Annotated in this window: 10 protein-coding genes and 1 pseudogene; 7 read left to right on the forward strand and 4 right to left on the reverse strand. The window is 63.8% G+C overall.

Annotated elements, in window-relative coordinates:
* The 3 genes and pseudogenes from N430_RS19425 to N430_RS19435 all read left to right on the forward strand — a co-directional run.
* Positions 1-169 (forward strand): annotated as a pseudogene (locus N430_RS19425) (IS110 family transposase); the annotation flags it as partial.
* Between the two features lie 252 nt (positions 170-421).
* Positions 422-1,474 (forward strand): bifunctional DNA-binding transcriptional regulator/O6-methylguanine-DNA methyltransferase Ada, encoded by a 1,053-nt coding sequence (gene ada / locus N430_RS19430; protein ID WP_110638387.1) that lies wholly within the window; start codon positions 422-424, stop codon positions 1,472-1,474.
* A 56-nt stretch (positions 1,475-1,530) separates the two neighbouring features.
* The gene (locus tag N430_RS19435) at positions 1,531-3,933 is read left to right on the forward strand and encodes a DUF3772 domain-containing protein (protein WP_110638388.1); all 2,403 of its coding nucleotides are present in this window, start codon (positions 1,531-1,533) and stop codon (positions 3,931-3,933) included.
* Positions 3,934-4,044: 111 nt separating this feature from the next.
* On the opposite strand, the gene N430_RS19445 is transcribed toward N430_RS19435, so the two are convergent.
* From N430_RS19445 to N430_RS19465, 4 genes are all read right to left on the reverse strand, one after another.
* Positions 4,045-5,262 carry a DUF3422 domain-containing protein gene (locus tag N430_RS19445; protein ID WP_110638389.1) on the reverse strand — a complete coding sequence of 406 codons (1,218 nt, stop codon included), beginning with the start codon at positions 5,260-5,262 and terminating at the stop codon, positions 4,045-4,047.
* Between the two features lie 290 nt (positions 5,263-5,552).
* Positions 5,553-6,983 (reverse strand): aldehyde dehydrogenase family protein, encoded by a 1,431-nt coding sequence (locus N430_RS19455; protein ID WP_110638391.1) that lies wholly within the window; start codon positions 6,981-6,983, stop codon positions 5,553-5,555.
* A 13-nt stretch (positions 6,984-6,996) separates the two neighbouring features.
* The gene (locus N430_RS19460) at positions 6,997-8,496 is read right to left on the reverse strand and encodes a cytosine permease (protein ID WP_110638392.1); all 1,500 of its coding nucleotides are present in this window, start codon (positions 8,494-8,496) and stop codon (positions 6,997-6,999) included.
* Between the two features lie 94 nt (positions 8,497-8,590).
* Positions 8,591-8,980, reverse strand: a complete 390-nt coding sequence (locus tag N430_RS19465; RefSeq protein WP_110638393.1) for a nuclear transport factor 2 family protein — start codon at positions 8,978-8,980, stop codon at positions 8,591-8,593.
* Positions 8,981-9,174: 194 nt separating this feature from the next.
* On the opposite strand from N430_RS19465, the gene N430_RS19470 reads away from it, so the two are divergent.
* The 4 genes from N430_RS19470 (at position 9,175) to N430_RS19485 (ending at position 13,609) form a co-directional block, all read left to right on the forward strand.
* Positions 9,175-10,164, forward strand: coding sequence for a Fic family protein (locus tag N430_RS19470; protein WP_110638502.1), 990 nt, complete (start codon positions 9,175-9,177; stop codon positions 10,162-10,164).
* Positions 10,165-10,298: 134 nt separating this feature from the next.
* On the forward strand, positions 10,299-11,318 hold the full coding sequence (locus N430_RS19475) for a transporter (protein ID WP_110638394.1): 1,020 nt from the start codon (positions 10,299-10,301) through the stop codon (positions 11,316-11,318).
* 246 nt (positions 11,319-11,564) lie between these two features.
* A complete protein-coding gene (ppk2, locus tag N430_RS19480) occupies positions 11,565-12,383 on the forward strand; it encodes a polyphosphate kinase 2 (RefSeq protein ID WP_110638395.1) in 819 nt (272 codons plus the stop codon).
* A 35-nt stretch (positions 12,384-12,418) separates the two neighbouring features.
* Positions 12,419-13,609, forward strand: coding sequence for a monovalent cation:proton antiporter-2 (CPA2) family protein (locus N430_RS19485; protein ID WP_110638396.1), 1,191 nt, complete (start codon positions 12,419-12,421; stop codon positions 13,607-13,609).
* Positions 13,610-13,611: the final 2 nt, after the last annotated feature.

Below are 13,611 nucleotides of genomic sequence, written 5' to 3' on the forward strand. Positions count from 1 at the left end.
CAAGACTTGGTCGCAGTTTTACGCCCATCATCAAGCACGCGGGAAGAAAACCACCCAAGCCTTGGTGATCCTTGCGCGTCGCTTGGCTCGGCTGGCCTTCGGCCTGATGAGGCATCAGGCCGACTGGAAGCCCGAGGTATATACCGGAGGTGCTAAGCCGGCCAACTGAGGCCGGGGCTGCTGCGCAGCCCAACCAAACTGACGGATAGCACCCAACGCCGAAGAGAAATTCTCTGGCGCACTGACTTGTGCCTGGAGATTGCTGAAAGAGGCCGAAGGCGGTTCAACTGAGAAATTGCCTTCGGCCATAGAATCTCCCACAGGGACCGCATCATGCCCGAGCCCAGTGCAGTACCTGTGGGAGCGGGTTTACCCGCGAAGAGGCCGGAACAGACGAAAGAGATAGTCGAGGTAGACCCCGATGAATGCCTTCACCACTGACACCCAACGCTGGCAAGCCGTGCAGACCCGCGACCCGTCCGCCGCTGGACACTTCGTCTACGCCGTGCGCACCACCGGTGTGTACTGTCACCCCGGCTGCAAATCGCGCATGGCCAAGCGCGAAAACGTCGAGTTCTTCAACGATGCCAGCAGCGCCGAAGCTGCCGGCTATCGTGCCTGCCGCCGCTGCATGGCCAAAGCAGACGCCAACCGTCGCTCCGATCTGGTCGCCCGCGCCTGCCGTCTGCTGGAAAGCAGCGACACCCCGCCCAGCCTCGATCAGCTCGGCGCGCAACTGGCCGTCAGCCCCTTCCACCTGCACCGCCTGTTCAAGGCTGAAACCGGGCTCACCCCCAAGGCCTACGCCAGCGCCTTCCGGGCCCGACGCCTGCGCGAGCGGCTGGGCGACGGGCAAAGCTCGGTGACCGATGCTATTTACGACGCCGGCTACAACTCCAACAGCCGCTTCTACGAAAGTGCCGACCAGCGGCTGGGCATGCGCCCCCGCGAGTTTCGGTCAGGCGGCGCCGGGGCGAACATCCACTTCGCCATTGGCCAGTGTTTTCTGGGGGCGATTCTGGTGGCCCAGAGTGACAGGGGGATCTGCGCGATTCTGCTGGGCGATGAGCCTGAGGTGTTGCTCGAACAGCTGCAGGATCAGTTCCCCAAAGCCCGTCTGATCGGCGGCGATGCCGACTATGAGCGCCTGGTCGCCGAAGTTGTCGGCTTTATCGAAGCGCCGGCACTGGGCCTGGACCTGCCGCTGGATGTCCAGGGTACTGCCTTCCAGGAGCGGGTCTGGCAGGCCTTGCGCGAGGTACCGGTGGGCAGCCGGGTCAGCTATACCGACATCGCCGAGCGCATCGGGGCACCCAAGGCCGTGCGTGCCGTGGCCATGGCTTGCGCGGCCAACCACATTGCCGTGGCCATCCCTTGCCACCGGGTGGTGCGCCGCGACGGCGATATCAGCGGCTATCGCTGGGGCGTGGAGCGCAAGCGGCAGCTGTTGGCGCGAGAAACGGCACTCTCCTGATTGGCGGAAGCCGCGTAGAATCCCCCGCCAAATCGATGGGTAAAGAGGAATATTCGATGAGGCGCGTCTGCCTTGCCCGATTCTACCTGGCTGTCATGGCCCTGATGCTGTCGCTGGGCACTCCGGCCTGGTCGGCACCGGCCACGCCGGTATCCAGCCTGGCGGCTGCGGAACTACCGGTGCTGGACGAAAATGCCAGCTACGAGCAACTGAGCGATCGGCTCGACCAGATCCGCCAGGGCGTCACCAGCAATGCCAACGACGACCTGCTGTCGCAGCTGCGCCTGTCGGCCGTGCAGGTGCAGCGCCAGGCTGAAGCACTCAGCACGCTGCGCACCGCCGATGTGGAAAAGCTCGACGACAAGCTCAAGGTGCTTGGCCCGGTGCAACCGGAAGAAGCCGAAGTACTGACTCGCCAGCGCCAGCAGCTGGATGCCGAAAAGAAGGCAGCGGTTGCCGAGCAGGAGCAGGCTGTCAAGCTGACCCAGTCGGCCCGCGACCTGTCCACGCAGATCGTCAACCTGCGCCGCAGCCAGTTCAACTCGCAGATCCTCAGCCGGGCGACCACGCCGCTGAGCCCGGCGTTCTGGCAGAGCCTGATCCGTCCTACGTCAGATGACGTATCGCGCCTGCGTGATCTGCGCGAGGAGGCCACAGACGCTGTCGCCAGCGCCCTCAGTGCCGAACATCGCTGGTTCTTCATCACCAGCCTGGTGGCAGCCATCCTGGTCTGGACCGTGGTCCGCGGCCTGCTCGAGCGCCTGCTGGCCAGTGTAATGGTGCACCGCCTGCCGGAGGGTCGCCTGCGCCGCAGCGCCTTGGCCTTGAGCGTGAGCCTTGCCACCCTGGGCACCATCTCCGGCTCCGTGTCTTTGCTGCGCTGGGGCCTGGAAAGCAGCTCCGAGCTGGGTTCCGATGTCGCCAGCCTGACCAATCACTTCCTCACCCTGGTGGTGTTCAGCGCCTTCATCACCGGCCTGGGCCGCGCCATGCTGATGCTGCAGCGCCCGTCCTGGCGCCTGCCGCCAATTCACGACGAAGTGGCCAGCGCGCTGGGCTGGTTCCCCAAGCTGCTGGCCCTGGCGCTGATGGTCATGCTGACCATCGAGCGCATCAACAGCGTGATCGGCACCAGCCTGGCGTTGACCGTGGCCACCAACGGCCTGACCGCGCTGGTGGTGGCGGTGATCTTCTCGGTGGCATTGCTGCGTTATCGCCGCACCCTGCGCAAGCACGATCTGGAGCGACCGACTGGTTGGGTCGGGCTGGTCCCGTTCGTGATCGTGGTGTGGGTCGGGCTGATCGTGCTGGCGCTGCTCGCCGGCTACCTGACCCTGGCCTACTTCCTCACCGCCAAGCTGCTGTGGATCAGTGTGGTGGCGGTGTGTGCCTACCTGCTGACCACCTTCCTCAGCGACCTGTGCGAAGCCCTGCTATCGCCACGCCAACCAGGCGGCCTGGCACTGGCCTCGACCCTGGGCCTGGCGCCGCGTCACCAGGCCCAGGCCAGTACCATCCTGGTCGGCATCAGCCGCACGGTGCTGCTGTTCCTGGCGATTCTGCTGGCGCTGATGCCGTCGGGCACCAGCCCCGGCGAACTGCTGCTGAGCCTGGGGGATTGGGACGGTACCGGCGGCAAGCTGCTCGGCAACCTCAACATCGTGCCGCAGGACATCCTGCTTGCGGTGCTGATCTTCTTCGGCGGCCTGTTCGCCATCCGTGTGGTCAAGCGCTGGCTGAGCGAGCGGCTGCTGCCGGAAACCGACATGGACGCCGGCATGCGGGCCTCGCTGGTGACCCTGGTCGGTTACCTCGGCTTCCTGTTCCTGGCCATGCTGGTGATGTCGACCCTGCGCATCAACCTCACCAGCCTGACCTGGGTGGTCAGTGCGCTGTCGGTCGGTATCGGTTTTGGCTTGCAGCAGATCGTGCAGAACTTCATCTCCGGCCTGATCCTGCTCACCGAGCGCCCGGTCAAGGTGGGCGATTGGGTGAGCCTTGCGGGGGTCGAGGGGGACATCCGCCGGATCAACGTACGCGCCACCGAAATCCAGATGTCCGACCGCTCCACGGTGATCGTGCCCAACTCGCAGTTCATCTCGCAGAACGTGCGCAACGTGACCATGGGCAATGCCTTGGGCGTGGTGGGCATTACCCTGACCTTGCCGCTGGAGACGGATGCCAACCACGTGCGCGAGCTGCTGCTGGCGGCCTATCACGAGCATGAAGCGATTCTTGATGCACCGGCCTGCTCGGTGACCTTCAAGGACCTGACTTCAGCGGGCATGGTCATTGGTGTGAGTGGCTATGTGGCGGGGCCACGGCAGGTGTCGGGTACCCGCAGTGACTTGCTGTTCACCATTCTTGGCCGCTTGCGCGATGAAGGCATTGCCCTGTCGTCGCCGCAGAGCATGGTGCTGGTACAAGAAGGCTCGCGTCCGGCCGACGAATCGGCGTAAAGGCCTTCGCGGGCAAGCCCGCTCCCACAGGTACAGCGCCGTACTCGGGCTCTGTGATATCGCTGTGGGAGCTGGCTTGCCTGCGAATGGGCTGCAAGGCAGCCCCCGGCCCTAATGCTGCTTGGCCTGCCTGATTCGCATCAGAATCACCAGCAATAACAGCAGCACCGGCGGCGCCATCCCCAGCAGCGCATCCCGCGCCGTCAGCCCAAGCCCCAGCACATTCAATCCGCCATACAACAGCTTGAACAGGTTCAGCAGGTAATAGGTGATGGCGATGATCGACAGCCCCTCCACCGCCCGCTGAATCTTCACCTGAGCATCGGCACGGGCATTGAGACTGTGCAAGATTCCAGCATTCTGCTCTTCCATTTCCACCTGCACCCGCGCCTGCAGCAGGTCGCCCAGGTTGGCAACGTTCTTCGCCAGTTGCTCCAGGCGCTGTTCAGTGGCCGCGCAATAACGCACGGTCGGCTTGAAGCGACGCTCGATGAACACCCCCAGGCGCTGGCAATCACCGACATGGCTCTCGCGCAACTCACCCAGGCGTTCGAACACCAGCTGCGCATAGGCCTGGGTGGCACCGAAGCGATGGCGGGTCTTCACCGTGCGGCTGACCACCTGGCGCGACAGATGGGCGATGGCTTCGAGCAGGGCCTTGGAGTCGTGGCCATCACCGCCGGCGCTGCGCTCCGACAGTTGCACCAGGGTCTTGTCGAAGGCATCCAGCTCCTGGCTCAGGGCCTTGGCCGTGGCCAGGGTCAGCGAGGCCATCATGCGGTAGGTCTCGATCTCCAGCAGGCGGCGGATCATACGGCCCTGGCGGTAAGCATTGAGGCGACGGTTGATGAACAGGAAGCGGTTGGTGCCGTCCTCGGTTAGGCGAAAATCGCTCCACACCACCGCATCGCCACCGCCGACGCAGGAGCCGCATGGGTCCTTGAACCCGTAATGGGGCAGGTCGAGGTCCTGCTCGTCACGCACCAGCACCTGCACGGCATTGATTACCTGCGCCGCCTGGGGCGCGATGGCCTCGGCAAGTACTGGCGGTAGCGCCTGCCATTCGGTGTCGGCGGCAGAGCAAGGCACTACCAGGGTCAGGGTGAAGAACTCGGTGTGCCGTTCCCACTTGAACGGGTGGCCATCCAGGCGGGTGATGCCCTGGGCGGCCTCGGCGTCGATCGCTTCCGGGCAGCAGCGTTGCAGCAGTGCGGCGCAAGCAGCATCGCCGCCCAGGACGGCCAGGTGGAAGACATGTGCCGGGCCATCGAAGTACAGCGACGGGCGGGCGTGCAGCTCGTTGTGCAAGGCGGTGCGTTGAGGGTGCATGGTGGTCCGGCCTGGTGTTGTGATTGTGGGGGTACCAGGGAGTGGGACTCTGCGGGGGGAGGGGAAAGTCACGCGGGGGAGGTTTCTGTTCATCTGCACGTTGGGAAAAGTCTTACACCTGATGTGCGGCGAATGCGATCGGTTGTAGGAGCGTCCTTGTGTCGCGAAAGGGCTGCAAAGCAGCCCCAGGGGTTCAGCGCAGATGCTCAAATTGCTGGGGCTGCTTCGCAGCCCTTTCGCGACACAAGGCCGCTCCTACAAGGGCCCAGTGCGGCCTTGATGCTGTGGTATCAGCCCAGGCAGCGGGTCACATGCTTCACCGACTGATAACCCGACAACCCCCAGGGCCCAAGCTCCCGGCCAATCCCGCTGCCCTTGGTGCCGCCCCACGAGGTCTCGACAAACACCGCCTGCACCGAGTTGATCCACACATGCCCGACCTCCAGCGCATCGGCCACGCGCTCGGCGCGCTCAAGGTCGGCGGAGCAGACCGTGGCGACCAGCCCGAAGCGGCTGTCGTTGGCCTCGGCAATGGCCTGTTCTTCCGTGGCGAAGCGACGTGCGCACAGTACCGGGCCAAAGATCTCTTCAGTCCACAGGCGACTGTCCTTCGGCACATCGGCATACAGCGTCGGGCTCACGAACCAGCCTTCACGGTCCAGCGCCTGCCCGCCGGCCAGGCATTGCAGGCCCTCTTCACGCGCTGTCGCGAAGTAGCTGGCAACCTTCAGCCACTGCGCCTGGCTGGTCAGCGGCCCCATGTCGACCTCTTCGGTCAGCGGGTTGCCGACCCGCAGCTTTTCCAATGCGGCCTGCAGGCGCGGCAGCAGCGCGTCGGCAATGCCGTCCTGTACCAGCAGGCGCGAAGTGGCCGAACACATCTGCCCGGCGTTCCAGGTGATGCCGGCGACGATCCATTCCACCGCCTGGTCCGGGTCGCAGTCGTCGAACACCACGATCGCCGACTTGCCACCCAGCTCCAGGGTCACCGGCCGGCACTGCGCCGAAGCGCTGCGCATGACCTGGCTGCCGACGCTGTTGCTGCCGGTGAACGACAGTTTGTCGAGGCCGTTGTGGCTGCTCAGGGCGGCGCCTGTTTCGGCCTTGCCGTTGACGATGTTCAGCACACCGGCCGGCAGGCCCAGGGCGTCGGCGATCTGGCCGTAGGTCTGCTCGATCAGTGGGGTCACTTCCGACGGCTTGAGCACCACGGTGCAACCGGCCGCCAGGGCCGGGGCGAGCTTCCAGGCGCTGGTCACCAGCGGGAAGTTCCACGGCACGATCAGGCCGACCACGCCCACCGGCTCCAGGCGCGTGCGAGCGGTGAAGCCCGCCGCAGCCAACGGTACGTCACGGTTCTTCGAGGGCAGTTGTTCGGCCAGCTCGGCGTAGTAGGCGAAGGTGGCGACCGCATCATCCAGGTCGATCTCGGCCTCGTGGCGCGGCTTGCCGTTGTTGCGCATTTGCAGAGTGATCAGTTCTGCACGGCGCTGGCCGAGCTGTTCGGCAAAGCCGCGAAGGAAGGCCGCGCGCGTGCTGGCGCTGACCTTTTTCCAGGTCGGCAGGGCATCACGGGCGGCGGCCACGGCCTGGTCGACCTGGGCCACGCTGGCGGCCATCAGTTCGGCGAAGGGCAGGCCCAGCGCAGGCTCGCTGACGCTGATGCAGTCGCTGCCCTGGCCTTCGACCCAGCGGCCGGCAATATAGTGGGAAGTGGTCATGGTCGGTATCCAGTCAGGCCATTTCGGCGGTGGTCACTGGCGTGCGCGGGGCGCTTTTGCAGCGCACCCAGCGCGGGCCATTGGGGCCATACACGCCAGCAGGTTCAGGGAACAGGTTGAGCAGCAGCAGGTACAGCACGCCGGCCAGGCCCAGAGTCACCGGCAGGCTCAGGTCGATGCCGCCGGCCAGGTCACCCAGCGGGCCGACGAACTGCCCTGGCAGGTTGACGAAGCACAGGCCGACCATCGCGCTGGGGATCCACGCGCCCATGCCGCGCCAGTTCCAGCCATGCAGGAACCAGTAGTGGCCGCCACGCTGGCCGCGGGTGAACACCTGCAGGTCGTCAGCGTGGTAGAAGCCGCGGCGGGTGATCAGGCCGAGGATCATGATCACCATCCATGGGCTGGTGCAGGTGATGATCAGCACGGCGAAGGTCGACACGCTCTGCACCAGGTTGAAGGTGAAGCGGCCGATGAAGATGAAACCGATCGCCAGCACACCGATCAACAGAGTGGCGCCAGCGCGGCTGAGCAGGCGCGGGAACACGCTGGACATGTCCAGGCCGGTGCCATACAGCGCGGTGGTGCCGGTGGACATGCCGCCGATCACTGCAATCAGGCATACCGGCAGGAAGAACCAGCTCGGCGCTACGGCCAGCAGGCCGCCGACGTAGTTGTTGGCGGCGATGTAGTCCGGCGCCTGGGTGGCCACCAGGGTGGCAGTGCACAGGCCGAACAGGAACGGGATCAGCGTGGCAACCTGGGCGGCGATCACCGCCAGCATGATGCGCGACTTCGGCGTTTGCCGCGGGATGTAGCGCGACCAGTCACCGAGGAAGGCGCCGAACGACACCGGGTTGCTCATGGCCAGGATCGCCGCGCCGACGAAGGCTGCCCAGAAGCCCGGCTGGCTGAGGTTGACGCTACCGGCAAAGCCGGCTTCGAACGGCTCGGCAAAGGCGAAGATACCCAGCAGGAACAGCAGGCTCGACGCCCACACGGCGATCTTGTTGACCCACAGCATGAAGCGGAAGCCGAAGATGCACACCACCAGCACCAGCACCGCGAACAGGCCGTAGGCCAGGCCCAGGGTCAGGTCGGTTTCCGGCAGCCCGGCCAGGCGCTTGGCGCCGCCGACCAAGGCGTCACCCGAGCTCCACACCGACAGCGAGAAGAATGCCACGGCGGTGAGCAGCGACAGGAACGAACCGACGATGCGCCCGTGCACGCCGAAGTGCGCGCCCGACGATACGGCGTTGTTGGTGCCGTTGAGTGCCCCGAACAGGCCCATCGGCGCCAGGATCAGCGCGCCCACGCCGACACCGAGCAGGATCGCCCAGACCCCGGCCTGGAACGACAGCCCGAACAGCACCGGGAAGCTGCCCAGCACGGCAGTGGCGAAGGTGTTGGCACCGCCGAAGATCAGGCGGAACAGGTCCAGCGGGGAGGCGTCGCGTTGATCGTCGGGGATCTGTTCGACGCCATTGGTCTCGATACCGGTCGAGTGGCTCATGGTGATGCTCCAGCGCGGTTGTTGTAGGCCCGTCGCGGTGCGCGGGCTCTCTTGTGGGGGCGATGGCAGTGCGGCAAGGCCGCGTAAATTCGGATCAGGCTGCGGTGACGACCGACAGGTGCTCGTGGCACGCCAGCCATTGTTCGCCGTGGCGGCGGAAGACGATGGTCTCGCGCTCGGCCAGTTGGTGCTCCTCACCGGCAATGCGAATGTGCGTAGCCACGTCGTGCATGAAGATCGCCACGTCGCCCTGCAGGCTCACCTGCACGTTGCTCGATTCGCAGCCAAGCACGGCAAAACCCTCGGCCTGCCATTGGGCCCAGAGGTCTTCATAGGCACGGCGCGGCAGCAGCGGTTGCGGCAAGGTGTGGAAGAGGAAGGTGGCGTCTTCGCTGAAGCAGGCGAAATAGCGGGCGGTGTCGTTGCTGGCAAAGGCGTCGACGAGGTCGGCGGCAGCTTGCCGTACCTGGAGTGTCTGGTCCACGGGAGTGGCCTCACGGTTATTGTGATTGTGGTGAAGCGATTCTGGTGGGGGCGGGCGAGGGGAAAAATCGCTGGGGGGAAATAATTAGTTCAGGAATTTGTGAACCAATCTCCCGGCTACCTTTACCGGTGCCCCTGCAGTGGATAAGGTTGGCTGCTATGTTGGCGTTCGACCTTGTCCAGGGAACAAAACAAATGAGTAACTATGAGCCGCCATTGACGGTAACGCCGCGCATGCTGGCATTGGTCGCCGAGATCAGTGAGCACGTCGGGCAGTTGACGGCTTATCGGGACGATGCGCTCACACCACAGCTGCGCCGGGGAAACCGCATCAAGACCATTCAGGCATCGCTAGCCATTGAGAACAACACGTTAAGCGTCGAGCAGGTGACGGCACTGTTGGAGGGTAAGCGTGTATTAGGATTGCCGCGCGAAATCCAGGAAGTGCGCAATGCCTTCGCCACCTATGACGCGATGCCGTCCTGGCAACCTGGTCGTCAGTCTGATCTGCTTGCTGCACATGCATTGTTGATGCATGGCCTGATCGATGATGCAGGTCACTTTCGACAAGGTGGAGTTGGCATCTATCGTGGTTCTCGCTTGCTTCATATGGCACCCCCGGCCAATCGAGTGCCGTTGCTGGTTCAAGACTTGTTGCGCTGGCTCTCACGTAGTGAATGGCACCCGCTGATCGTCAGCTGTGTATTTCACTATGAGTTCGAATTCATTCATCCCTTCGCGGATGGTAATGGGCGGATGGGGCGCTTGTGGCAGACCCTCATGCTCAGCCAATGGCGAGGTGTGCTGGCTTACCTGCCAGTAGAAACGGTTATCTGTGAACAGCAGGAGGCATATTACGGAGCGCTTGCTGCTGCCGATCATGCCGCTGAAGCAACGCCCTTTGTCGAATTCATGCTGGAGGCGTTACTCCAAGCCCTGGTTGAGGCGAACTCGACCGATCAAGTAACCGATCAAGTAACCGATCAAGTAACCAGCCTGTTGAGCATCCTGCCGCCAGGCAAGGCGTTGAAAGCCAGCGAGTTGATGCAGCGTCTGGGGCTTTCGCACCGGCCCACTTTCAGCAAGTCGTATCTCAAGCCCGCTTTGGCTTCAGGCCTTATTGAAATGACAGACCCCGATTCTCCCCGTAGCCCGACGCAGCAGTATCGGCGCGTCCAGAAATGAACTGGACCGATTGAGGCCAAGCAATACGAAGCCGGCATCAAGTACCCGGCGCGGGCAAGCATTCCCGTCATCGAACTGCAATCTGCAGCGCGCACCCTCACAGTCTCCGCTCCACTGCCTCATTGCGAGTTCGAATGGGCCATCACGCGCTATATCCCCAGCAGGAACACGACCTGTTCGGCCTGCTCTACGCGTTTTCCTTTCGCCCCGGCGAGTCTGGCCGCGAGCTTGACTCGGCCCAGACGCTGCGCAAGCTCAGTGAACCGCTAGACCCGGACGAATTCCTCTGGCTGCACCTGAACCTCGCCCACGCCGCCTGCGAGCGCTGGCTACGTTCGCACCTGCCGTTGCCGCAGGCGTTCTTCGAAACCTTGCGCGAAGGCTCGCGCTCGACGCGCATCGAGCATGTCGACTCGACCCTGCTGGCTGTGGTCAACGACGTGGTGTTCAACTTCGGCCTGGTGTCGTCGGACGTCTCTACCCTGTGGGCCTGCGCCAGCAGCCAGCTGCTGGTGAGTGCCAGGCTGCAGCCGTTGCATTCGGTGGACAAGCTGCGCTCGTCAGTCAAGCAGGGTGAGCGTTTCCATTCACCGATCGAACTGCTGGTCCACCTGCTGCGCGATCAGGGCGATCTGCTGACCCAGATCGTGCGTGAGACCACCACCAGCGTCGACCGCATCGAAGACCAGCTGCTGTCCCAGCGCCTGAGCGACAACCGCGCCGAGCTGAGCAGCATGCGCCGGGTACTGGTGCGCCTGCAGCGCCTGCTGGCGCTCGAACCCGGCGCCTTGCTGCGCCTGCTCAACCGCCCGCCCGAATGGCTGCAGGAACAGGACATGCGCCAGCTGCGCGCGGCCACCGAAGAATTCACCCTGGTGATCAGCGACCTGACCGCCCTGGGCGAGCGGATCAAGCTGCTGCAGGAAGAAATCGCCGCCAAGCTCAACGAACAGACCAACCGCACCCTGTTCACCCTGACCGTGGTCACCGTGCTGGCGCTGCCGATCAACATCATCGCCGGCTTCTTCGGCATGAACGTCGGCGGCGTGCCGCTCTCGGACGACCCGAACGGCTTCTGGCTGCTGGTGGCACTGGTGGCGACCTTTACTTTCCTGGCGGGGCGCTGGGCGTTCAGCAAGCGTCGCGAGTACTGAGGCAAACCGACTGACGGCCCCTTGCCCCCACATCCTTGCCTACGCTGATAGCCCCAACCCGTCAGAGCAAGGCATTCCGTCATGGCCTTCCAATACAAGCCTCTGGACTATCGCAACCTGATGACCAGCTACAACAAGCTGGCGAAATAAGGGCTGCTTGGGCGCGGCAATTTGCCTTAACAAGCGAAACGGCAAATTGTCATGGATCGACCATACTGACTCTTCATTCGCCCTCGGGAGAGCGCCATGGCCAAGCCGTCCAAGAAGAAAGATGCGAAAGCGCAGGCAGAGAAACTGGGCGGCAAAGCCTATGAGCAGGCGCTCAAGAAACTGCACGTGGAGCTGGTGAAACTTCAGGAATGGGTGGTGGCCAAGGGCCTCAAGGTATGTGTCGTTTTCGAGGGCCGTGATGGTGCCGGCAAGGGTGGCACCATCAAGGCCATCACCGAGCGGGTGAGCCCGCGGGTGTTCCGCGTGGTGGCGCTGCCGGCACCCACCGAGCGGGAAAAGACCCAGATGTACGTGCAACGCTACCTGCGCCATCTGCCTGCCGCCGGCGAGGTCGTGATCTTCGACCGCAGCTGGTACAACCGCGCCGGCGTCGAACGGGTGATGGGGTTCTGCAGCGAAGAGCAGAGCGCCAAGTTCCTCTCCGTGGTGCCGCTGTTCGAAAAGATGATGGTCGAGTCGGGGATCATCCTCATCAAGTACTGGCTCGAAGTCAGCGCAGAAGAGCAGACCCGCCGCCTGCAGGACCGCATCAGCGACGGGCGCAAGTTGTGGAAGCTGTCACCCATGGACCTCAAGTCGTACACCCGCTGGGATGACTACACCCGGGCCCGTGACGATATGTTCGCCGCCTCCGATTCGTCCTGGGCGCCGTGGTTCATGGCGCACTCCAACGACAAGCGGCGTGCCCGGTTGAACATCATCAGCCACATGCTGACGCGCATCCCCTACAAGGACATCACCCGCGATGAGGTGGTGAAGCTGCCCAAGCGCGGCAAGATCGGCAAATACAAGGCCGTGCCTTATCCCTTCAAAGTGGTCGAAGAGCGTTTCTGATCCCTCCCGTCAGTGCGTAGCAAGGGTGCGAACTTATGCCTCATGACGGCAGCCTGCTGCAGGCAACGGTAGTGTTCCTGCTGGCCGTGGTGCTTCTGGTGCCGCTGGCGCAGCGTTTGAAAATGGGTGCAGTGCCCGGCTATCTGCTGGCTGGCATCCTGATCGGGCCGTCGGTGCTTGGCCTGCTGGGTAACCCCGATAACGTCGCTCGCCTGTCGGAGATGGGCGTGGTAATGCTGTTGTTCGTCATTGGCCTGGAGCTGTCGCCACGGCGGCTGTGGACCATGCGCAAGGCGTTGTTCGGCATCGGCTCGCTGCAAGTAGGTTTGACGGCCGTGGTGCTCGGCCTGCTGGCGTACTTCCTGTTTGGCCAATCGAAGCCGGCGGCGATCGTGCTCGGCTTGGGGCTGGCGCTGTCTTCGACGGCGTTCAGCCTGCAAGTGCTGGCCGAACGCAAGGACCTGGGCAAGCCACACGGCCGCCTGGCCGTGGCAATCCTGCTGTTCCAGGACATCGCTGCGATTCCCTTGATTGCTGTGGTGCCGCTGCTCGGTGGCGATGTCAGTAGCGCCGACGAAGGCAACTGGCCACTGCTGGCGGTGGCGGCGGGCATTGGTGTGGTGATCATTTTTGGCCGCTATCTGTTGACCCCGGTATTCAAATGGACGGTCGGCTCAGGTTTGCCTGAATTGTCCACGGCGACTGCCTTGTTGGTAGTGCTGGGCACTGCCTGGGTGATGGAGCATGTCGGTGTATCCATGGCGCTGGGCGCCTTCCTGGCTGGTGTGCTGATGGCCGACTCGCCTTTTCGGCATGAGCTGGAAACCCAGATCGAACCGCTCAAGGGCCTGCTCCTCGGGCTGTTCTTCGTCGGCGTCGGCATGAGTGCCGACTTGCAGTTGTTGTTCGGCATGCCCCTGATCGTGCTGGGGCTGACGTTGCTGCTGGTGGTGATCAAGATGCCTCTGTTGCTCGTGCTTGGGCGCAGGGCAGGCGGGCTTGAGCGCGCCGAGGCCTTGTGCCTGGCGATCGTGCTGGCGTCCGGGGGGGAGTTTGCTTTCGTGGTGTTCAAGCTGGCGCTGGAGAACCAGGTGTTGACGCAACAGGTTCATGACTTGCTGGTGCTCGCCATCACCCTGTCGATGGCGGTGGTGCCCCTGGTGATGATGGCCCTGGCGCGGCAGTTGCGTGACAACGACCGCCCGGTAGCCGAAACGGGCCACTGAAT

The organism is Pseudomonas sp. CC120222-01a, from assembly GCF_003097235.1.
In the GTDB taxonomy this organism is placed as follows: Bacteria; Pseudomonadota; Gammaproteobacteria; order Pseudomonadales; family Pseudomonadaceae; genus Aquipseudomonas.